At 72.5% G+C, this 21,174-nt stretch carries 13 protein-coding genes; 10 read left to right on the top strand and 3 right to left on the bottom strand.

Translation table 11 applies throughout. From position 1 onward, the window contains the following. The first annotated feature begins 134 nt into the window (after nt 1-134). Nucleotides 135-1,046 (top strand): ABC transporter substrate-binding protein, encoded by a 912-nt coding sequence (locus ACZ5ON_RS27195; RefSeq protein WP_465598021.1) that lies wholly within the window; start codon nt 135-137, stop codon nt 1,044-1,046. An 81-nt stretch (nt 1,047-1,127) separates the two neighbouring features. Here ACZ5ON_RS27195 and ACZ5ON_RS27200 read toward each other — a convergent pair whose 3' ends face one another. Then, nucleotides 1,128-2,081 carry a cyclase family protein gene (locus tag ACZ5ON_RS27200; RefSeq protein WP_465598024.1) on the bottom strand — a complete coding sequence of 318 codons (954 nt, stop codon included), beginning with the start codon at nt 2,079-2,081 and terminating at the stop codon, nt 1,128-1,130. Nucleotides 2,082-2,285: 204 nt separating this feature from the next. Here ACZ5ON_RS27200 and ACZ5ON_RS27205 point away from each other — a divergent pair, with 204 nt between their 5' ends. The 4 genes from ACZ5ON_RS27205 (at nt 2,286) to ACZ5ON_RS27220 (ending at nt 9,042) form a co-directional block, all read left to right on the top strand. Next, nucleotides 2,286-5,147 (top strand): SpoIIE family protein phosphatase, encoded by a 2,862-nt coding sequence (locus ACZ5ON_RS27205; RefSeq protein ID WP_465598097.1) that lies wholly within the window; start codon nt 2,286-2,288, stop codon nt 5,145-5,147. A gap of 139 nt (nt 5,148-5,286) precedes the next feature. Beyond that, a complete protein-coding gene (locus ACZ5ON_RS27210) occupies nt 5,287-6,822 on the top strand; it encodes a sugar ABC transporter ATP-binding protein (protein ID WP_465598027.1) in 1,536 nt (511 codons plus the stop codon). 13 nt (nt 6,823-6,835) lie between these two features. Next, on the top strand, nt 6,836-7,876 hold the full coding sequence (locus tag ACZ5ON_RS27215; protein ID WP_465598030.1) for an ABC transporter permease: 1,041 nt from the start codon (nt 6,836-6,838) through the stop codon (nt 7,874-7,876). Then, on the top strand, nt 7,873-9,042 hold the full coding sequence (locus ACZ5ON_RS27220) for a substrate-binding domain-containing protein (protein ID WP_465598033.1): 1,170 nt from the start codon (nt 7,873-7,875) through the stop codon (nt 9,040-9,042). The genes ACZ5ON_RS27215 and ACZ5ON_RS27220 overlap by 4 nt, the downstream gene beginning before the upstream one ends. 147 nt (nt 9,043-9,189) lie before the next feature. Here ACZ5ON_RS27220 and ACZ5ON_RS27225 read toward each other — a convergent pair whose 3' ends face one another. Continuing rightward, nucleotides 9,190-10,812, bottom strand: coding sequence for a purple acid phosphatase family protein (locus ACZ5ON_RS27225; protein ID WP_465598036.1), 1,623 nt, complete (start codon nt 10,810-10,812; stop codon nt 9,190-9,192). Between the two features lie 520 nt (nt 10,813-11,332). Between ACZ5ON_RS27225 and ACZ5ON_RS27230 the strand changes: the two genes are divergently transcribed. The 4 genes from ACZ5ON_RS27230 to ACZ5ON_RS27245 all read left to right on the top strand — a co-directional run bounded on the left by ACZ5ON_RS27230 (nt 11,333) and on the right by ACZ5ON_RS27245 (nt 17,088). Next, nucleotides 11,333-13,240 carry a PEP/pyruvate-binding domain-containing protein gene (locus tag ACZ5ON_RS27230; RefSeq protein WP_465598039.1) on the top strand — a complete coding sequence of 636 codons (1,908 nt, stop codon included), beginning with the start codon at nt 11,333-11,335 and terminating at the stop codon, nt 13,238-13,240. Between the two features lie 36 nt (nt 13,241-13,276). Beyond that, nucleotides 13,277-14,632 carry an ATP-grasp domain-containing protein gene (locus ACZ5ON_RS27235; protein ID WP_465598042.1) on the top strand — a complete coding sequence of 452 codons (1,356 nt, stop codon included), beginning with the start codon at nt 13,277-13,279 and terminating at the stop codon, nt 14,630-14,632. A 29-nt stretch (nt 14,633-14,661) separates the two neighbouring features. Further along, complete coding sequence (locus ACZ5ON_RS27240; RefSeq protein WP_465598045.1) at nt 14,662-15,828, top strand: nucleotide disphospho-sugar-binding domain-containing protein; 1,167 nt, start codon at nt 14,662-14,664, stop codon at nt 15,826-15,828. Nucleotides 15,829-16,323: 495 nt separating this feature from the next. Beyond that, on the top strand, nt 16,324-17,088 hold the full coding sequence (locus ACZ5ON_RS27245; RefSeq protein ID WP_465598048.1) for a histidine phosphatase family protein: 765 nt from the start codon (nt 16,324-16,326) through the stop codon (nt 17,086-17,088). A 78-nt stretch (nt 17,089-17,166) separates the two neighbouring features. Here the strand turns inward: ACZ5ON_RS27245 and ACZ5ON_RS27250 are convergent, their stop codons facing one another. Continuing rightward, nucleotides 17,167-18,933, bottom strand: a complete 1,767-nt coding sequence (locus tag ACZ5ON_RS27250) for a PucR family transcriptional regulator (protein ID WP_465598051.1) — start codon at nt 18,931-18,933, stop codon at nt 17,167-17,169. 480 nt (nt 18,934-19,413) lie between these two features. Between ACZ5ON_RS27250 and ACZ5ON_RS27255 the strand changes: the two genes are divergently transcribed. Beyond that, nucleotides 19,414-20,757 carry a hypothetical protein gene (locus tag ACZ5ON_RS27255; RefSeq protein WP_465598054.1) on the top strand — a complete coding sequence of 448 codons (1,344 nt, stop codon included), beginning with the start codon at nt 19,414-19,416 and terminating at the stop codon, nt 20,755-20,757. Nucleotides 20,758-21,174 lie beyond the last annotated feature (417 nt).

The raw sequence follows: 21,174 nt of genomic DNA on the forward strand, positions 1-21,174 counted from the left end.
GTTCCGGCCTGGCCGTGCCGGCGCGGGGTGCCGTTTTCACCGGAACGGGGCCGGTGGGGTGCGGTCGACGCGACCTGTGTCCACCATGTCCCGAACCTGCGGCACATGCGTCGACCACCCGGGAGTTTTCGAAGATGACCGCCTTCACCAACCGCTGCTGCGGTGCCATCGCCGCTGTCGTCACCGGCGCCGTCCTGCTGAGCGCCTGCAGCTCGGGCAGCGGCGGCAGCGGCAGTGCCTCACTGCACGACCAGCTGCCCGAGGCGATCCGGAAGGCCGGGGCGATCCAGGTGGGCGCGTCGCTCACCGCCGCCCCGGTGATCTCCAAGAGTCCGGACGGACAGCCGACCGGCCTCGACCCCGATCTCGCCGGCGCCCTCGAGAAGGTGCTCGGCGTCAAGCTCGAGTTCCAGGACGTCGGCCCCTTCTCGAACGTGCTCCCCGGGCTGCTGGGCAAGAAGTACGACGTCGCGATGTCGGGCATCACCGACACCCGGGAGCGCGAGCAGGGCGTCGACAAGGACAACAAGCAGGTCAATGACGGCGTCGACTTCGTCGACTACTTCATGGCGGGCTTCGGGATGGTGGTCCACAAGGGGAACCCCAAGAAGATCACCAAGCTGGACGACCTGTGCGGCCGGACGCTCGTGGTGAAGAAGGGCACCATCCACGACGACTTCGCACTCAGCCAGCAGGGCGCGTGCGCGCGCCTCGGCAAGCCGCTGAAGGTCACGGAGACGGACGCCGACGAGAAGGCGCTGAGCGCCCTGACCGGCGATGACGCGGACGTCTACCTCACCGACTACCCGAAGGCGCAGTACAGCGCCCAGAGCGCCGACGGCGGGCAGACCCTGGAGGTCGCCGGTGCCCAGTTCCAGCCCCGGCCCTACGGGATAGCCGTCCGCAAGAGCGACAGCAAGCTGCGGGACGTCCTGACGAAGGCGATGAACACGCTCGTCCGGAACGGCACCTACGACGGCATCCTCGCCAAGCACCAGCTCTCCGTCGGCGCGGTCCAGAACGCCGTGGTCAACGGCAGCAGCTGAGCGGACCGACGAGCCCCGGACCCCGGATCCCCGGGCGGCCCCGGCCGCGGCAACCGCCGGCCGGGGCCGCCCGGGGCCCGGTCAGAACAGGGCGAGCGGATTGACCGGTGAGCCGGTGCCGTGGGGGATGTTCAGGGGCGCGGCGAGGAAGAGGAACTCCCAGCGGCCGGTGCGGGCGCAGGTCTCGGCCAGCGCCTCCAGGTCCATGTTGTCGATCAGCGGCAGCCCCATGGCGGTGACGGCCAGCACATGGACCGGTGAGTGCACACCCGGGACGGGACTCGGACGCACGTCACTGTCGCCGTCGCCGCCCAGCGCCGAGGCCTGCGACTCGTGCAGGACGTGCATCGCACCGGGGTGGAGTCCCGCGCTGAGGCCGTCCGCATCCCATGCCCCCAGGCTGCGCCGCCGGGCGAGATGGCCCGTGCGGAGCAGCAGGATGTCGCCGGGCAGCAGCGGGCTGCCCTGCTGCTCGGCGCAGGCGAGCAGCTCCGGGCCCTCGACCGCCTCGCCCGGCTCCAGCCAGGCCCGGCCGCGCAGCCGGGCCACGTCCAGCAGCACCCCTCGTCCCACCAGCCCCGGCAGTAGGTCGGTCACCGCGCCGTAGCAGGCGCCCCGGGATGAGACGGCCTCGCGCGCCGGTACGCCCGCGAAGAGCAGCCCCCGGTACGCGATGTGGCAGAGCGCGTCCAGGTGCGTCTGTGACTTGCCGTGGAAGTCGGAGGCGAGGAAGTCCTTGTGCACTGTCGGTTCCGCGGGCGTGACGTCCGCCAGTTCGGTCATCAGGTGCAGCGCGGGCGTGCGGTTGTCGGGCCCCGGCACACTGTCCCACGGCCGGCCCATGGCGACGACCTCGCCGGTGCGCACCAGACCGGCCGCCACCACGCGCTGCGTCCGTCCGGGGAGGCCGGGGAGGCGGTCGCGGCGCAGTCGCTCGAAGAGCGCGTCGAACTCGTCACGGGTCATCGCCGGGCCGCCCGCGGGCGGTGTGCGATCCCCGGCCGGCGGGTTCGGTGGGACGGCAGAACCGTTCATGGCGCTCCTCCATCCCGTCTCCCCCGTACAGCCGATGATGCGGTGGCTGCCGGGCCGCTGCCACCGAGGCGTCCCGGCCCGGCCGGGCCCGGGGAATCCGCTGAGCAATCCGCTTCGTGGTCAAAGTCCTAATATTGCTTCGAAGGGGGCAGCTCCCGGAGTGTGAGTGCCGTGGCGATCGTGACAGGTGCCGGCGAGGCGGGCATGGGCCCCGCACGGGTCCGTGAGCGCTTCCTGCACGACGGGACGGTCGAGGGCCACGTGCGGAGCCTCATCCTCGACTCGTGGCAGCGCTCCCAACTGCTGGGGCTCTCGCCGGACCGGATCGAGCTGCCGTACCGGCCGGATTTCGAATCGGACGGCCGGCTCGTCCGTGCGGCCGTACCGGTGCTGGACCGGTTGGCGGCCAGGTTCGCGGGCAGCCGGATGAACGTGGCCCTCACCGATGAGACCGGTACGGTGCTGCAGCGCCGCTTCGGTGAGATCTCCATGGCCAGGACCCTGCCCGAGTTCCAGAGCCTCCCCGGCTTCGTGTTCGCCGAGCAGTACGGGGGGACCAACGGCATCGGTCTCGCCCTCGCCGAACGGCGGCTCATCCACGTCTACGGCGCCGAACACTTCGCCGAGCGATCGCAGGTCAACGGCTGTTCGGCGATCCCCGTCCGCGACCCGCTCAGCGGACGCATCGAGGGGGTCCTCTGCCTCGGTTTCCCCCGCAGCTACGCCGACCCGGCGCTGGACACCGTGATCCGCAAAGCGGCCGCCGTGATCGAACAGAGGCTCCTGACGCAGAGCTCGGCGCGGGAGCGCGCGCTGCTGCGGGCCTACCTCGACTCCGGGCGCCTGGTGCGGGCCGTTGAGACGGCCGGGGACGGGCGGCGTCTGCTCGGGGTGGACGAGCTGGCCCAGAGCGGACTGGACCGCAACGACCAGCTGCTCCTCGCGGAGCAGGCCACCGAGCTCATCTCCCGGGCCAAGCGGGCCGCCGTCGAGGTGACCCTGTCCCGCGGCCGGCGGGTCACCCTGATGAGCCACCCGGTGACCAGCAGCTCCGGGGTGGAGGGCGTCGTCATCGAGGTGGTCCTGCACAGCGGCTCGATCCGGCCGCAGCTCACCGTTCCGGGCCACCTCGGCGAGCAGCTCAGCCTCCCGATGACCATCGCCCCGCCCGCCCCGCCGCCCGGCCACCGGGCCGGCCCCGCCGAAGCCGTCCCGTCGTGCCCCGTCGACGCCCGCCCGTCCGGCGGCACGGCGGACACCCCCGCCACCGGCGATGCCACCACGCGCGGCGTCTCCGCCGGGCTGCTGCTCGTGGGCGAGCCCGGCGTCGGCAAGTACGCCGTCGCGGCCCGCCGCCGCCTGGAGCTGCTCTCCGAGGCCAGCACCCGGATCGGCACCACCCTGGACGTCACCCGCACCGCCTGGGAACTCGCCGAGATGGCGGTCCCGCGGCTGGCCGACTACGTCACCATCGACCTGCCCGAGGCCGTCCTGCGCGGCGAGGAGTCCGCCGACCCGCGCAGCGACCTGCACCGCACCGTGGTCCACGGCGTCACCGATGACTGCCCCTTCTACCCGGTCGGCGAACGGGTCGACCTGCGTCCCACCACACCGCACGTCCGCTGCCTGGTCAGCGGGCAGGCGGTGCTGGAACCCGACCTGAGCACGGCCGCCGGCTGGCGGGCCCAGACCCCCAGGGGCTCCGAGCGCATCCTCGCCCTGGGCGCCCACTCCCTGATCACCGTCCCGCTGCTCGCCCGCGGCGTCGTCCTGGGCATCGCCAGCTTCTACCGCGCGCGGGACCCCGCCCCCTACGGCGACGACGACCGCTCGCTGGCCCAGGAGCTCGCCACCCGCGCCGCCATCTGCATCGACAACGCCCGCCGGTACACCCGCGAGCACACCATGGTGCTGGCCCTGCAGCGCAGCCTGCTCCCGCGCGGCCTGCCCGAGCAGAGCGCCGTCGAGGTCGCCCACCGCTACCTGCCCGCCGAGTCCGGTGTCGGCGGCGACTGGTTCGACGTCATCCCGCTCTCCGGCGCCCGGGTCGCCCTGGTCGTCGGCGACGTGGTCGGGCACGGCCTGCACGCCGCGGCCACCATGGGCCGGTTGCGCACCGCCGTGCACAACTTCTCCGAGCTGGACCTCGCTCCCGACGAACTCCTCACCCACCTGGACAACCTCGTCGGCCGCCTCGACCGCGAGGAGGACGACGCGGAACCCGCCGCCGCCCGCACCGGCATCATCGGCGCCACCTGCCTGTACGTCGTCTACGATCCGACCACCCAGCGCTGCACCTTGGCCCGCGCCGGCCACCCGCCGCCCGCGGTGGTCCGGCCCGACGGCACGGTGACGCTCCCCGAGCTGCCCGCCGGGCCACCGCTGGGCCTCGGCGGCCTGCCCTTCGAGACCGCCGAGTTCCACCTCCCCGAGGGCAGCCGACTGGTGCTCTACTCCGACGGGCTCATCGAGGACCGCTGGCGCGACGTCGACACCGTGCTGGACCGGCTGCGCGGCGCGCTGGCCCGCCCGGACAGCTCTCCGGAGGAAACCTGCCGCGCGATCGTGGACACCGTGGTCCCCCAACGCCTCGTCGACGACGTCACGCTGCTCGTCGCCCGCACCCGGGCGCTGCCCCCCGACCAGATCGCCACCTGGGACGTGCCCGCCGACCCCGCCCGGGTCGCCGACATCCGCGCCGCCGTCACCCGCAGGCTGAGCGACTGGGACTTGGAGGAGGTCGCCTTCGTCACCGAACTGCTGCTCAGCGAGCTGGTCACCAACGCCATCCGCTACGGCCGCGAGCCCATCCAGGTACGACTGATCCACGACCGCACGCTGATCTTCGAGGTCTCCGACGCCAGCAGCACCGCCCCGCACCTGCGCCATGCCGCCACCACGGACGAAGGCGGCCGCGGCCTGTTCCTCGTCGCCCAGCTCGCCCAGGCCTGGGGCACCCGCTACACCGACCGGGGCAAGGTCATCTGGGCCGAGTGCGCCGTGGAGCAGCCCGGAGACCTTCCGGACCTGTCCGCGAGCTACCTGGCTGACATACCCGCCATCTAGCGACGCGGCTCGGCGAAACCGTGTGTCGGCGGTGCGGCGGCCGGGGCTCAGCTGGTAGGAACGGTGCACCGCGAGAGAGACGGCGCGATCCGGTGGGGCAGCGGCAACGGCCCTTGGCGGCCGAGCCCTGGAGAGGTCCATGCATGACGCTCCCGACGCCACGGTGGGCGACGCCTCGGTGGGCCCGCTCGTCCGCATCCGCGGTCTCGGCAAGCGGTTCGGCGGCACCCGCGCACTGGCCGGGGTCGACCTCGACATCCACCGCGGCAGCGTCCTGGCCCTGCTCGGCCCGAACGGTGCCGGGAAGACCACCCTCATCAAGATCCTCGCCGGGGTCGAACGCGCCGACGAGGGCGAGGTGACGGTGGCCGGCCACCCGATCGGGAGCGAGGCCGCCACCCGGAGCATGTCCTTCATCCACCAGGACCTCGGGCTGGTCGAGTGGATGACGGTTGCCGAGAACATCGCGCTGGGCACCGGCTACCCGCGCCGCCACGGCCTGGTCTCCTGGCGGCGGACCCGGGAGCGCTGCGCCGAGGTCCTCGGGACCGTCGCCGGACACCTGGACCCCGACGCGCGGATCGCCGACCTGGCCCCGGCAGAGCGCTCGCTGGTCGCCGTCGCCCGCGCCCTGGCGAGGCGGGCGGAGCTGATCGTCCTGGACGAGCCGACCGCCAGCCTCCCCACCGCCGACGGCGCCCGGCTCTTCCACGTGCTGCACGCCCTGCGCGAGAGGGGGCACGGCATCGTCTACGTCACCCACCGCCTCGACGAGGTGTACCGGGTCGCCGACACCTTCGCCGTGCTGCGCGACGGCCGCCTGATCAGCTCCGGCCCGCTCGCCGGCCACAGCCCCCGGCGCCTGGTGCACGACATCGTGGGCCGCGAGCCGACCGGCTACCGCCGCGCCGCGACCCCCGGTGGTCCGGTCGTGCTGAGCCTGCACGGCGTACGGACCGAGCACGCCGGACCGGTGAGCCTCGAGCTCCACGCCGGCGAGATCCTCGGGATGGTGGGGCTCACCGGCGCCGGCCACCTCGACCTGGGCCGCGCCCTCGCCGGCGCCCGGCCGATCCGCGCCGGGCACGCCCTGCTCGACGGCAGGCCCTACGCCCCGCGCACGGTCGCCGCGGCCGCCGCCGCCGGCGTCGGCTTCGTCACCGGCAACCGCCAGGAGGAAGGATGCGCACCGGAACTGACGGTCCGTGAGAACTTGCTGGCCAACCCCGGGGTGGGCGACCGGCCGGCGCTGCACTGGATCAGCCCCCGGCGCGAGCGCACCGAGGCCGCCGCCCTGATCGAACGCCTCTCGGTACGCCCCAGGGACGGCGAGGCCCCGATCGCCACGCTGTCCGGCGGGAACCAGCAGAAGGTGATGCTCGGCCGCTGGCTCCGGGTGCGCCGTCGCCTGCTGGTCCTCGAGGAGCCGACCGCCAGTGTGGACGTGGGTGCCAAGGCCGAGCTCTACCGCCTGCTGGACCAGGAGCTGGCCGCCGGCCTCGCGGTCCTGCTCAGCTCCACCGACTTCGAGGAGGTCGCCACCGTGTGCCACCGCGCCCTGGTGTTCGTCCGCGGGAGGGTGACCTGCGAGCTGACCGGCGCGGTCCTCACCGTCGCCGGGCTGACCCGCGCCGCCTCGGCCATGCCCGCCGTCACCGGCGGCGACGTCGACTGAAGCACCAGGACCGATGACCGCAAACCCCTCCCGCCGGTGGCCGCGCGGCCACCACCTCATCGGCACCTACGGTCTGCCGGCCCTCGCCGCCCTGCTGTTCCTGGTCTTCTCCGTGGTGCTGCCGGACACCTTCCCCACCCTGGACAACGTCTCCTCCATCCTCTCGAACCAGTCGATCCCGGCGCTCCTGGCGCTCGGTGCCACGATCCCGGTGGTCACCGGCAAGTTCGACCTTTCCATCGGCTACGGCCTCGGGCTCGCCCACGTCCTGACACTGCAGCTCATCGTGGGCGGCTGGCCCTGGCCCCTCGCCTGCCTAGCGGTGATCATCGGTGGTGCGGCCTTCGGCGTCCTCAACGGCCTGGTCGTCGAGTACGGCCGGATCGACTCCTTCATCGCCACGCTCGGCACCGGCAGCATCCTGTACGCCTTCACCGGCTGGATCACCGGCGGCGCCCGGATCGTCCCCGGCCCGGGCGGCCTGCCCGCAGGCTTCACCGACCTCTACGACTCCAAGTTCCTCGGCCTGCCGGTGTCCGCCTCCTACGTGGTCGTGCTCACCGCCGCGCTGTGGCTGCTGCTGGAACGGCTGCCGCTCGGCCGGTACATGTACGTCATCGGCTCCAACACCCGTGCCGCCGAACTCGTCGGCATCCCGATCCGCCGGTACAGCGTGTACGCCTTCGCCGGATCGGGGCTGGTCGTCGGCTGCGCGGGCGTCCTGCTCGCCGCCCAGCAGCAGATCGGCAACCCGAGCGTCGGCATCGACTACCTGCTGCCCGCCTTCGTCGGCGCGCTGCTCGGCTCGACCGCGATCAGGCCCGGCCGGGCCAACGCCCTGGGAACCGTGGTCGCCGTCGCCGTCCTCGCCATCGGGCTCGCCGGGATCGGCCAACTGGGCGCCGACTTCTGGACCGTCCCGCTGTTCGACGGTGCGGCCCTGCTGGTCGCGGTCGGCCTGGCCGGCTTCTCCGCACGCCGCCGGCTGCGCGCCGACGCCGCCGGGAGCGGGCACACCCCGGCGGACGCCGCCGCGTCCCGGGACGCCCGGTGAACCGCAGGGCCGTCAGGGGCGCTGCCCTGCTGGCCGCGGCCGGTCTGCTGGCCGGCTGCCAGCGCGGTGTGTCGACCGGAACCGGCTCCGCCACCGCGGGGCCGACGAGAGCCGGCTGCCCTGCCGTCGTCGACCGGGCCAAGGCCGACGTCCAGCAGGCCGCGCGGATCGACCTCGCCTGGAACGGCCCCACCAGCGGTCCCGCGGCGGTTCCCGGCAAGACGATCGTCTTCGTGGCCCAGACCATGACCAATCCCGGCGTCGCGGGCGTGGCGAGGGGCGTGATCGAAGCCGCGGCGGTCATCGGATGGAGTGTCCGGGTGATCGACGGGCAGGGCACGCCGGTCGGCATCCAAGCGGCGTTCAGCCAGGCGATCGACCTCAGCCCCTCGGGCATCGTCATCGGCGGCTTCGATCCCACCCTGACCGCGCAGCAGCTGGCGCAGGCCGAAGCGGCGCACCTCCCGCTCGTCGGCTGGCACGCGGAGGCCGCTCCCGGCCCGAGCCAGAATCCCAGACTCTTCAGCAACGTCACCACCAGCGTCACGGAGGTCGCCCGGATCACCGCGGACTGGGTCATCGCGGAGTCCAACGGCAACGCAGGCGTGGTGGTCTTCACCGATGACTCGATCCCGTTCGCCAGGAACAAGTCCGACCTGATCAAGAGCAGTCTCGCGGACTGTCCCGGCGTCAGGCTGCTGGCCTCCGCGAACATTCCGATCGCCGACGCCAGCGGCCGTACGCCCCAGGAGGTCTCCTCGCTGCTCGCCCGCTTCCAGGGCCAGTGGACCTTCTCCGCCGCGATCAACGACCTCTACTTCGCCGATGCCGCACCGGCCCTGCGCGCGGCCGGCAAGCCGGGTGACGGCGCGCCGTTCAACATCGGCGCGGGCGACGGCGACCCCTCGGCCTTCCAGCGCATCCAGAGCAGGCAGTTCCAGGCCGCCACCGTCCCCGAGCCGCTCACCGAACAGGGCTGGCAGATCGTCGACGAGTTCAACCGCGCCTTCGCCGGCGAAAGCGCCAGCGGATACGTCGCACCGGTCCACATCGCCACCGCCGCCAACAGCGCCGGGGTCACCGCCTGGGACCCGCCGGGCTACCGCGAGGCCTACCGCAGGATCTGGGAACGGCCGGCAGCCGGCGGGGTGCGGTCGGGTGAATGACCGGGCCGGGTTGCACTCCGGGGCGGCGGGGCGGGCACGGATGGGGCCCGAGTCCCAGCCGGGCGCAGCGACGGCCCGGACCGGCGGTGCCGGTCCGGGCCGTTGGGCTCGGGCTCCCGCTCGCGGCACCGGGGCCGCCGTCGGGACTCAGGCGCGGGCGTCGGAGCGCGGCCGTTCCAGGGTGAAGGCGTCCACCGGGGTCAGGTCGCCGTGCGGGCCGTCGAAGGTGTAGTAGGTGACCCGCATCCGGGTGCGGCCGCTCCGGCGGTCGCCGGGGTCGACGTCGAACGCGGCGAAGCCGTGGGTGTGACGGCGATCCTGGACCGAGGCCCAGGGGGCGTCCTCGGTGACCCAGACCGGATCCCGGTGGCCCGCCAGGTAGTTGCCCACCTGGTCGCCGAGCGAGACGATGACCCGGCCGTACGGCTTGTCGAAGAGGTCGTTCTGGGAGGTGGCGAAGTTGCCGCCGGCACCGATGACCATGTGGACGGTGCCCCGGCCGGTGTCGATCACGTCGGTCCGGGTCGACACCGGGATCGGGGTGCGGGTCTCGTTGGGGAGGGCGCCGCGCACGGGGTGCGAGCGCTCGTAGTGGTGTTCGTGGCCGCTGACGACGAGGTCGACGCCGTAGCGGTCGAAGAGCGGGCCCCAGGAGCTGCGCACGCCCAGGTCGCTCCCGCTGCCGGACTTGGTGCTTGAGATCATCGGCTGGTGCATGCAGACCACGATCCAGTCGATCGACCGGTTTGCCCGCGTTGACCCCAATTCGTCTTCGAGCCAGTCCCGTTGGGCTCCGCCGGAGTAGCCGTGCACATAGCTGTCACCGGCGTCCTGGATGGCGACGTCGTCGTTGGCGAGCGAGATGAAGCGGACCGCGCCGACCGTGAAGGCGTACCACATGCCCAGGGTCTCCTGGTCGAAGGAGGCGGCGGAGTGGGGGAGTTCGAAGTAGGTCTGGTAGCCCGAGGCGCCGATCGGGCCGTTGCCCTGTTCGTTCTCGTGGTTGCCGGCGCAGGGCATCCAGGGGCGCAGCCGGGCGGAGCGGCTGTTGCTGATGAACCAGTCGGCCCAGGTCGCGGTGCGGCTCTGGCCGAAGCGGGGGCTGGCGGCCGCGTAGCAGAGGTCGCCGTTGACCAGGTTGAAGAGAGGGCCGACCCGTTCCACCGCCGCCACGATGTCCGCGGAGGCGGCCGAGCCCACCTGGCTGCTGGTGTAGAGGGGGTAGCCCCCGGTGGGCGAGGGGACGCCGGGCGGCAGGTCGACCGTCCTGCGGAGGTTGGGGGTGGCCTGGTCGCCGAAGCTGGTGAAGGTGAAGGCGGCGCGGCCGCGCGGGGCGGTGGTGAACGATCCGGTCTCCGGGGCGGTGCCGTCGTGCCCGGCGGTGTACAGGTAGGTGGTCGCCGGGCGGAGCCCGGTGAGGCGGGCGTGGTGGACGTGCACCTCCTCCCTGGTGACGGCGTCGCGGTACGTCCTGGTCTCGGCGGTGACGGTCCGGCCGAAGCCGCCGTCGGGGGAGCCGAGCCGGACCTGCGGCTGGCGGACCGACTGCGGGGTGATCCAGGAGACGGTCATCTCGGTGGCGGGGTCGGTGCCGAACTGCAGGTGGAGCCCGTTCACGCTCGGCGCGCCGAGCCGGTGCGGGCGGGACTGGAGTAACGGGCCCGGCGGGGCGGCCGGTTCGGCGGCGGAGGCCTCCGTGGACCCGCCGACCAGCAGGGCGGCGCCCGCCGCCGACGAGCCCTTGAGCACCGATCTGCGTGCGATCGCCATGGACGACCCCTCCCCGACGGGATGTTGGTGGCGAGCACAGTACCGGCAGGAGCGCGCTCGGAGTAGATCTGCGACGACCTTTGTGGCACTGGACATGACATGCAGTTGGATGGCGGCCGTCAGGTTCGCCGAGCTCCGGGTTGGAAATCGTACAGGAATCAACATTCCGGAAATCTTCGATTGTCCGACCGGCTGAGCATCAACTTGTTGTGACCTTTGCCACAACTTGACCTGCCGGCGCAGTTTCATCGGGTGGGATTTTTATGGCCGAATCAATCCATAGTGACCGAATGTCATATGACTATTCGTCAGAAGTCCAGATGTGATGGCAATATGTGTGTAGCCGTACCACCTTCTGGCCTGGTGCACACTGATCGTGTACACGATGACGAATGGCTGAACTGTGCGCATTCCCCGTTCGGATCGCAACGAAGCGACCACGCGGCCTTGCCTCGCAGGCAAAAAGCTCACCCTCCAGGAGTTCTCCCAGCTCGCCGGCAACGTCGGGGGCTATCCCTATGTGAAAATCGTGCTCGACCGCGCCGAGTCGGTGCTCCACTTCATCGACAGTGCGGACGGCACCCTCCACGTCCGCTACATCGCGTGCGAGATACTCGGCATGTCGATCGACGAGTTGGCCCGCGGGCTCGATTCGTTCAACGACGACGTCTACCGGAATCCCGACCGCCGCTTCTATCTCGGCACCCTCGCCCTGCACACCCGGCAGGACCCGGAGAGTGGCCACGCGGCGGACGGTTTCCTGTCGTTGGAGACCGTCGACGTCGACACCATGTCCCAGGACATGCTGCGGTTCTTCTACCACAGGGTGCGCGACCACATCGACCCGTCGCTCCCGCTGGTCCTCAAGCCGGCCAATCACCGGCAGGAGGGCTACGTCGCCCGGATCCCGGAGACCGAGATGCCGCGCGTCCTGTCCCACGAGCTCTACTCCACGGCCTCCTTCGTGCCGCTGAACCCCGGGACGGCCCACGGGCGGCTGCGGGTGTTCCGCTCCGAGGAGGAGTACCGGGCCGACCCCGAGCCGCTGGAGTGGCACGACATCGTGGTGATGCCCAAGGTCCCCGAGGACATCCCCCGGGTGTCCGGCATCATCCACACCGAGCACACCACCCCGCTCTCCCACATCAACGTGATGGCCGCCGGGTGGCAGATCCCCAACGCCGTGGGCACCGGAGCCGTCGACCGGATCGACCGCGCCGGGCTGGCCGGCCGATGGGTCCACTACCGGGTCGACGCCGACGGCTCCGACCTCCTGCTCGAAGCCGCGCCGCCGCGCCGCGGCGGCGTTCGGCCGACGCCGCCGGCCGAACGCGTCACCGTGGACCGGCCCGACCTCGCGCCCACCCCGATCACCCCCCTGTCCGAACTGCGCGCGGGCGACCACGTCCGGTTCGGCACCAAGGCCGCCAACCTCGGTGAACTCACCCACCTGCTGCAGCACGGCTCACCGCGCTGGCTCGGCTTCTACCGCGTCCCCCGGCCGCCCCGGGACAACCTGCTGCGCTACCTGGCCCGGCAACTAGGCGTCCCGGAAAGCGCGGACGACACCGAGCTGAGCGCTGCCGCACAGCACCTGGTGAAGGAGCACACCCAGGTGCCGCGCGGGATCGTGCTGCCGTTCTCGCTCCAGCAGCGCTTCCTCGACTCCTCCGCGGAGCTCCAGGACGCCCTCGGCCGGCTCGACTCCGCACTGCGGACCGGGACTTCCCGGATCGAGGGACTCTGCCTCGAAACGCAGCGGCTGATCCGCACCACCCCGCTGCCCGACCCGATCCGGACCGAGATCGACCGGGCGGTCGACCGGCACCTGTACGGCGTACCCGTCCAGGTCGTCCGCAGCTCGTCCAACGCCGAGGACCTGCCCGGCTTCTCCGCCGCCGGACTCTACGAGTCGGTGGCACACCGCACCGGCACGGACTCGGTCCTCGCCGCGGTGCGGGAGGTCTGGTCCTCGCTGCTCTCGCCGCGCGCCGTGCTGCTGCGGCACCAGGCGGGCATCCCCCTGGACCACTGCCGGATGGGCGTGATCATCCAGGAGCAGGTCGGCGCCACCACCGGCGGCGTCCTGGTCACCTGCAACCCGCTGAGCCCGCAGGACTTCCGCAACGTCTACCTCAACATCTCGCCGCACTCGGTGACCGAGGTGGTCTCCGGCCAGGGCGCCCCGCTCCAGTACCTGTGCAACACCATGGAGGGCGGCAGCCGCACGGTCTCGCTGGGCTCGGCCGCCGCCGACCTGGAGACCGCGACCAAGGACCTCCTGGGCCGGCTGGCCCTGATCAGCCGGCTGCTGCAGTCGCACTTCTCGCCCGACGAGAGCTACGCCGCCCCGGTCGACATCGAGTGGGCGATCGAGGGCGACCGGATCAGCCTGCTGCAGCTGCGCCCCTTCAGCACCGCCGGATGACGCGGCCCGAGTGAACTTCCGTCAGGAGATAGTACGTTGAACAGGATTCTGTACGTCTACGTCAAGGGCGGCGCCCCGCTGGAGTACGCCTTCCCGCGCATCGCCGCCTGCGGGGAACTGCACGTACTCGCGCTGGCTCCGCTGCCCACGACCGCGGAGGAGGTGTGGCGGCCCAGCTGTACCAGCATCGAGCTGCTGCTCGAGGCGCCGCGCGGCGACGACCTGGTCGAGCTGATCGTCGAGTACGCGAAGGCGATCGGGGCCGACGCGGTGCTGACGCTCTCGGAGTTCGCGGTGCTGGCCGTCGCGCACGCCGCGAGCCGGCTCGGCCTGGCGGGTGCCGGCGAGGGGATCATCCGCGCCAGGGACAAGCGGTTGATGCGGGAGGCGTGGGCCGCCGCCGGGGTGCCGATACCCCGGTTCCGCCGGGTCGACAGCCTCGCGGACCTGAACGCCGCGCTGACCGAGTTCACACCCCCGCTGCTGCTCAAGCCGGCCTGGGGCGCCGGGTCGGTCGCCCAGATCGTGCTGGACTCGGCCGAGGACGCCGTCCCGGCGTGGACCGAGATCGAGCGTGGCCTCGAGGCCGGCAGCCGGGTCGGGATGAACGAGCTCCACGCCGCGGACACCGACCGGGACCGGCTGGTGGAGGAGATCGCCCAGGGCTCCGCCGAGGGCTGGTACCGGGAGCCCGGCTACGGCGACTACGTGAGCGTGGAGGGGATCGTCGCGGACGGCGTCTACCATCCGCTGGCCATCACCGCCAAGCTGCCGACCGTTCCGTCCTTCGTCGAGGTGGCCAGCACCTCGCCCTCCGTCATGCCGGTGCCGCTGCAGCGCCGGATCGAGGAGGTCTCGCGGCAGGCCGTCGACGCGCTCGGACTGGAGAACTGCGGTACCCACACCGAGCTCAAACTGATGAAGAACGGCGAGCTGGTGGTCATCGAGACCGCGGCCCGGTTCGGCGGCCTGCTGACGACCAGGCAGGTCCACGAGGTGTTCGGGCTCGACCCGATCGGCATGCTGGTCCGGCAGTTGCTGGGCGAGCGGGTCGAGTTCCCCGGGGCCATGCTGACCGACGGTGTCCGGGCCGCCGCGTCGGTGGCCGTTGTCCCGGCCGACGCGGCCGGAGTGCCCTGGCGGACCAGGCCGGTCTGGAACCCGCAGGCGGTGGACTGGCAGAGCATGCTCTCACCGGGCAGCACCATCGAGGCCGTCCCCGCCTTCGCCATGCCGGCGGGTCAGCGGGTACCCGCCTTCGATCCCTCTGCGGGGTCGCGAAACTGGCTCGGGGTCTACCTGCTGAGCGCGGTCGACGCCGCCACCCTGCACCACGACTGCAACGCCGTGCTGAACGGTCTGGAAGCCGCCCTGCACCGGGCCGCCGGCTGATCCCGCCTGTCGATTACCGAGGTTCTCTCATGCGTGTACTGTTCGCCGGCGCACCCGGCGTCGGCCATCTCTTCCCGTTGGTCCCGCTGGCCAGAGCGATGCGCGAGCTGGGCCACGAGGTCGCGGTGGCCTCGATGGACGGCGGCGAGCCGGTCGCCGCGTCCGGGCTGCCGTACCTGCCCCTCGCCCCGGGGGTGGACTGGCGCAAGGAGATCCGGGAGGCCGGCCGCACCCGGCGGCCCGACCTGATGGGGCGGGTGGTCGAGACCAATGCGGCCGACCGCGAGGCGTTCGTCCCGCTGGCAGCCCACGTCAACAGTGCGGTGGCCGACGCCACCGTCGAACTCGCCGCGCGGTGGCGGCCGGACCTGGTGGTGTACGAGTACCTGTTCCCGGTGGCCCTGCTCGCGGCGACCAGCCTGGGCGTGCCCGCGGTCCAGCACGACCTGGGGTTCGTCCGCACCCCCAGGCTGCGTGCGTTGATGCTCGCGGAGATGGCGGAGACCTTCGCCCGGCACGGAGTCGACCGGCTGCCCGAGCCGGTGGACACCATCGACCTGGCACCGCCGAGCATGGCCGGGGGAGAGCGGTACGGCTGCGCGATGCGGCCCGTCGCCTACAACGGGGAAGGGACACTGCCCGAACGCCTGGCCGCGCCCGCCCACCGTCCGCGCGTCGCGGTGACGCTGGGCACCGTACCGCCCAAGACCGACGGCCTGACCAGGATCGAGCGGGTGATCGCTGCGGCCGCCGAGATCGACGCGGACTTCGTGCTGGCGACCGGTGAGCTCGACCTCAGCACACTCGGCACGTTGCCTGACAACGTCCGCTCGTACGGATGGGTGCCGTGGCGGGCGCTGCTGGACACCTGCGCGGCCGCGATCCACCACGGCGGCAGCGGTACCGCGCTCGCCGCGCTGGACGCGGGCATCCCGCAGCTCGCGCTGCCCGACGGGTCCGACCGCTTCATCAACGCGGAGGCGGTGCGCGAGCGGGGAGCCGGGCTGAGCGCCGGCGCCGAGGAGATCGGGCCGGCGCTGCTGGACCGGCTGCTCACCGACGAGGCACTGGCCCGGACCGCGCGCGGGGTCAGCTCCGAGATCTCGGCGATGCCGAGCCCGGCCGCGGTGGCGGCGCGGCTCTCCGGCGCAGCCGGCAGCGCCGGTCTCGCCGCTGTCTCCCGCGCCGTCGGCTGAGGCAGGGCGTCGGCCGGTCACGGTCACGGCAGTCGCGAACGCAGGGCCCGGGTCGCCCAGTCGAACTCCGGCACCGGGCTCTGCGGGGCGGGCCAGCCGTTGACCACCGCGAGCAGTCGCAGGTACTTCTCCCGGCGCGGGTCGTTCGCGTTCTCCAGCCACTCCAGCCACTCCAGCAGCCGCGGGTGGGGTGCCGAGCCGTCGAGGCGGCCGAAGGCCCGCGTGTAGTGGGCCGTGAGTCCCGTGCATCATGGCACCGCGTCACCCGCCCGTCGTGCGAGCGACACCGGCCCCGACCTTGAAGGCCCGACCCCAGGTCGGAACGTACGTGCAGTGGGCTGATGTCAATTCACATCGGGCTGAACCGCGGCCGGCTGATGCCGGTCGAAGCCGTCCGGTTCGACGCGCTCCGGCCCGACGGGCGGACCCTTCGTCTCCGGGCACGAGCCGGGCGCTATGGTCCGTACGGACACTGGAGGCTGAGGAGAGGCCGGTATGACCGAGGTATCGACGGTGGCGACGCGGGACGCCGGACGGTCGGAACGCACGACCGGCCGACTCGGACGGCGTGGGCTGCTCGGCGGGCTGGCCGCTGCCGTCCCGCTGCTGCTGGCGGGCTGCTCCTCGCACAGCGGCAAGGGCGGAAAGGCCTCGTCCGAGGCGAGTTCGTCGGGCAAGGGGGCGTCAGGTACGGCGTCGGCGGCGGCCGCACCGTCCGGCGGCGGTGACGGTGACGTGTTCGCGATGATCATCAGGCATGGAGAGAAGCCCGATGGCAGCCGGCCCGGGATCGACGAGAACGGCCACCAGGACAGTCACTCCCTCACCGAGCGAGGCTGGGCCCGCGCCAAGGCCCTGTCGCAGCTCTTCGACCCGCCGCAGGGCCAGCCGCTCAAGCCGGGCCTGGCCCGCCCGGCCAGGATCTTCGCCGCGACCGACCAGGGGCCCAAGGCCGGAGCGCACCGGATGCGGCAGACCGTCACCCCGCTGGCCGAGGCACTCGGTCGGCAAGTGGACCTCACGTACGCCGAGTCCCAGGAAGCCGACCTGGCCAAGGCCGTCCTGGGTATCTCCTCGCCCGTCCTGATCTGCTGGGAGCACTCCCGGATCCCGCACATCGTCAAGGGCCTCGGCGCCGAGCACTCCGGTGTTCCGGGGACCTGGCCGGACCGCTTCGACCTGGTCTGGGTCCTCACCCGGACATCGGGCAAGTGGACGTTCCGCGAGGTCCAGCAGCACCTCCTGGACGGGGACGCCTGACGCCCGGGCCCGGCCGCGATGGCCGTCGCCCGGGGAGCCGGTGCCGGCCGCGTCGGCGTGCCAGCGGGTACGGGCGGCTCAACTCCCCGTCTGCTGCTGGGCGTCGTGTGCCAGCAGCGCGACGTACAGGGACGCGAACTGCTCCAGATCGTCCAGGTCCGTACCGAGCAGCAGCTCGATGTTCCGCAGCCGGCGGTACAGGGCGGGCCTGCTGATGTGGTGCTCCTGGGCGGTCATCGACTTGTTCCGGCCGGTGCGGAGGTAGCCGCGCAGCACGTCCAGCAGCTCGGGGCGACCGAGGAGCGGGCCCAACTCCCGTTCGATGAAGGCCTGCAGCTCCGGCTCGTCACGCAGCAGGCGGACCAGTCCGCGCAGCCGTACGTCCCGCAGCCGGGCCACCGGGCCGGCCGGAGGAGCGGCCAGTGCGGCGTCCGCCACGTGTACGGCCTCCAGGAAGGAGCGGCGCACCTCGTCCAGGACGGGGCAGGCGAAGCCGGCACCCGCGGCGGCCTCCGAGCCCAGTTCGCCGAGCCGTTCGTGCACCCGTTCGGCGAAGCGGGACACCTCGGCATCGACGTCCTGCCCGTCGGGAACACTCAGCAGCACCGCTGTCGCATCCGGGCCGATCCGGGCCGCGAGACCGGCCGATACCCGCTCGGGAGCCCGGCGGCCGTCGGTCCGCCGGTTCGCGTACGCCGCGGGCCGGCCGTCCGCGAGCGCGCGCTCGACCGACCCGTGCACCGCCGCCGAAGCACCGGCCCGGCGCGGCCGGAACACCACCGGGACGAACCGGCGCCGATCGACCGGAAGCCCGGCCGCCCGGACGCGGGGCAGCAGTTGCTCGGGACGGGCGGTCCCCGAGGCCAGGTCGGTCAGCAGCGCCTCGGCCGCCTGGTCCTCCCAACAGTGCGCCCGTCCGTCCTCGGTAGCACCGGGACGGTCGGAGAGCAGCCGGTGCACCGCCAGTGCCTCGGCCGCCAGCTGCGCCAGCATCCGGCCGGCCTCGGCCGGTCCCGGGTGGCCGAAAAGCGCCAGTTGACCCCACTGCCGGCCGCGCGCCTCCAGGCGGGCGACCACCCAGCCGTCCGGCCCGACCGTGACCGGGCCGCCGGCCTCCGGCACATTGGGGGTCTCCGGGACAGGGCAAGGCCGGTGACTCCGGCCGGCCTCCGGGGGACGGTCCGGGGGCGCAGGTGCGAGAAGGCCGGCGATCTGGCGTGAGACCCGTTCCCAGTCGCGCAACAGGTCGTCCAGCGCGCCCCGTTCACCCGCCGTCGCCAGCACCCGGTGCGCGAGGTTCGCCACCACCACGGGGCCACCGCTGTAACCCGCGATCTCGTCCAGCAACCGCTGCAGTGGGACCCCGGAGAGATTGAGCGCGGTCAGCGAGCTGCGCATCCGCTCGGACAGGTCCAGCGCCGCGAACCGGCCGTGCACCAGCCGCGCGTGCACCTCCTCGGTCAGCCGGGCGAACGGCGCCGGCCGGTGCAGCACGATCAGCGGTATCCCGCACTGCTCGGCGGCCCGCCGCATCACCTCGGGAGTCGTGCGGAACGCCCGACCGAGACCGAGTACCACCGCTGCCGCGTCGGCCCGCCGCATCGACTCGACGTACTCCACCTGCGCACGCTCGTCACCGGCCAGCAGCAGACCGGTGGTCAGCACCATCTCGCCCCCGGCCAGCATCACCGCCACGTCCGGCGCCTCGGCCACGTGCAGCCAGCGCACCGGCCGCTCAAGCCGATCCGGACAGGCCACCACCTCGGCGGCCCACTGCGTCACCAACTCCAGCCGCAGTACGTCCCGCACGGTCAACCGCGCCGCCGGGGGCGGTTCCGTGTTCAACGGATCTCCGCTCGCAAGATCTCCCCTTTCGGTGGAGCGGGAGTCTAGAGCGTCCGGCGCGCGGAGGTGAGAGGTCGGGCGTGGCATTCGCGGGCGGGGGTGGGCTTTCGATGGCGGGAAGCGATATTTCGGTTGTGGCTGGGGTCCGGCTTCGGGAATGATCGGGCGCGTGTGCGACGTGAGCAGGAAGGGCGCTTACCGCCCCGGAGCATGAGGCGCGCGGCCGTTAAGCGCGCGGCCGTGGAGGGCGCACGCCGCCAGGTGGGTGGTTGTCACATGCATCGTCGTGAAGCGTGTGGTCGTGAGGCTGGGACAAGAGGCATCCGGCTGACAGCTTCGAGACCGTACTGCTGCGCCGCAGTGATCCAAGGGCGGGCCCGCGAGCTCTGTCACCTCATCTGTTACCCGTCACCTGTCACCCGTCACCTGTGCCTGCCGATCCGCCGCAGGCTCTCACCCCATCCCAGGAGGAACCGCTAGATGACGACTGCGCTGGTCAAGGCCCAGGAACTGCTCCAGGCCGGAGACGTCTCCGGCGCCATGCGTGAACTCAGCTCGAGTGCAGATGAGTTGACCGCCAGGGCGGCCGCGCCGCTGGTCGAGCAGCTCGCCCGCGCAGTCGGCTTCGAGGACCTGGCCGAGGCGGCGAGTGTGCTCGCCGCGACCTCGGAGCGGGCGCCCGCACCCGAGCGTGCGCTGGCCTGCTACAACTACGGCTACGCCTGCATCGAGCGCGGTGTGTCCTCCCTGGCCGTGCGCGCTCTCGCCGAGGCGCTGCCACTGACGTCGGCCGAACCGCAGCGGGGCCTGTTCGGCCGCAGGCGCCCCGAGGGACCGTCCCTCCGAGCCGTACTGACCGAGCTGGCGGTCGCCCTGGAGGACGGAGGGCGGCATGGCGAGGCGGTCGAGCTGCTGGCACGCCATGACGCCGTCCTGGCGCACTGGCCGGACCGCTACCTGCTGGTCCGCAACGCCCTGACGGCCGGTGATCTGGAGCGCGCCGAGCGTGAGTTCGCCCTGTTGGCCGCGCCGGACGAGGAGCACTGGCAGGCCGCCGCAGACCGGATCAGCCGCGCCCTCGGCCGGGCCGAAGCCGCCCGGGAGGCCGGCCCGCTCGACTTCCGGAACCTGCGCGCCTGGCACTACGTCCTGACCGGCGGTCTGCTCGGCACGCTCTCGCCGTACGGCTTCACGGCCGGGATGACGGGTCGTTACGCATACCTCTCCGACAGCTACGGGCAGTGCCGGGCCGGACTGGAGCGGCTGGCGCTGATCCTGCGGGCAACCGGCCGGCAACCCCGTACGGTCTCGCTGCTGCCGGACCGCGCCAGTCGGATCCTCGGAGTCGCGGCCGCCCGGTTGCTCGACCTGCCCGCCCAGCCGTACCGGCCGGGCACGCCCGACACGGTCGTCGTGGCGTACGACCTGACCGAGGTGGACGAGGAACTGCTCGCGGAGCTGTACGAACGGGCTCCCGGCGAGGTGCTGTACGAGCACGCGACCTGCTGGACGGCGCCTCCGGCGGTCTCTGCGGACGTCAGCACGCTGCTGGCGCAGCTGGTGGTCGAACCCTGGGGCGAGCGGACCCACTTCTCCGAGGGCGGTGAGCCGTCGCGGCTGCCGGCCGACGAGCGGCCCGCCGAGGAGATCGCGGCGGAGATCTGCGCCGCCGACCCGACCCCGGACGCGGGGGACGGCGAGTCCCCGGAGGACTCGGACGAGGTCCTGGCGGCCTTCGCCACCGCTGTGCGGGAGCGCTGGCTGGACGGAACGCGTGACCGCTCCCGCTTCCCCGGTCCGGTGCCCAGCTCCCGGTTCCTCTGATGCTCCTGGTGCTCGGCGTCGGAGGTCCGGCGTTGAGCACCGGTGCCCGGCCACGGGATAGTCGTCCGGCACAGCGCGTTCGGTGTGGCGGGTCGGGCATGGCGCGTCCGGTGTGGCGCGTTGGGTGTGGCGCGTTCGGCCGGGCGCTGAGGGTACGGGAGGCGTCTAGGAGACGTGCGGGGCGCGAAATCCGGGGTGCACGCGCCGGGGTGTACCTGGTGTGTACGCCCCGGCCTTGCACCCTGGCGCGGTTTTGCTTGCAGCTGGGCATCCGGCGCCGGTGCGGTACGGCACTATGCCTTCGCCGTGGTCTTGCAGGCCGCGTGAAGGGTGGGACGCCGCGCGTGCTCGCGGCCGGGCCTGGGGGTGTGCGTCGCCCGGTGCGCGCGTGTGCCGCGACGCACATTGCCCGCCCGC

The sequence above is a fragment of the Kitasatospora sp. NPDC032150 genome (assembly GCF_055579945.1).

Bases quoted from the DNA above. Each gene is read 5' to 3' on its own strand.
- ACZ5ON_RS27225 (WP_465598036.1), bottom strand. From the start codon at position 10,812: ATGGCGATCGCACGCAGATCGGTGCTCAAGGGCTCGTCGGCGGCGGGC.
- ACZ5ON_RS27200 (WP_465598024.1), bottom strand. From the start codon at position 2,081: ATGAACGGTTCTGCCGTCCCACCGAACCCGCCGGCCGGGGATCGCACA.
- ACZ5ON_RS27195 (WP_465598021.1), top strand. From the start codon at position 135: ATGACCGCCTTCACCAACCGCTGCTGCGGTGCCATCGCCGCTGTCGTC.
- ACZ5ON_RS27215 (WP_465598030.1), top strand. From the start codon at position 6,836: ATGACCGCAAACCCCTCCCGCCGGTGGCCGCGCGGCCACCACCTCATC.
- ACZ5ON_RS27255 (WP_465598054.1), top strand. From the start codon at position 19,414: ATGACGACTGCGCTGGTCAAGGCCCAGGAACTGCTCCAGGCCGGAGAC.
- ACZ5ON_RS27245 (WP_465598048.1), top strand. From the start codon at position 16,324: ATGACCGAGGTATCGACGGTGGCGACGCGGGACGCCGGACGGTCGGAA.
- ACZ5ON_RS27205 (WP_465598097.1), top strand. From the start codon at position 2,286: ATGGGCCCCGCACGGGTCCGTGAGCGCTTCCTGCACGACGGGACGGTC.
- ACZ5ON_RS27210 (WP_465598027.1), top strand. From the start codon at position 5,287: ATGCATGACGCTCCCGACGCCACGGTGGGCGACGCCTCGGTGGGCCCG.
- ACZ5ON_RS27240 (WP_465598045.1), top strand. From the start codon at position 14,662: ATGCGTGTACTGTTCGCCGGCGCACCCGGCGTCGGCCATCTCTTCCCG.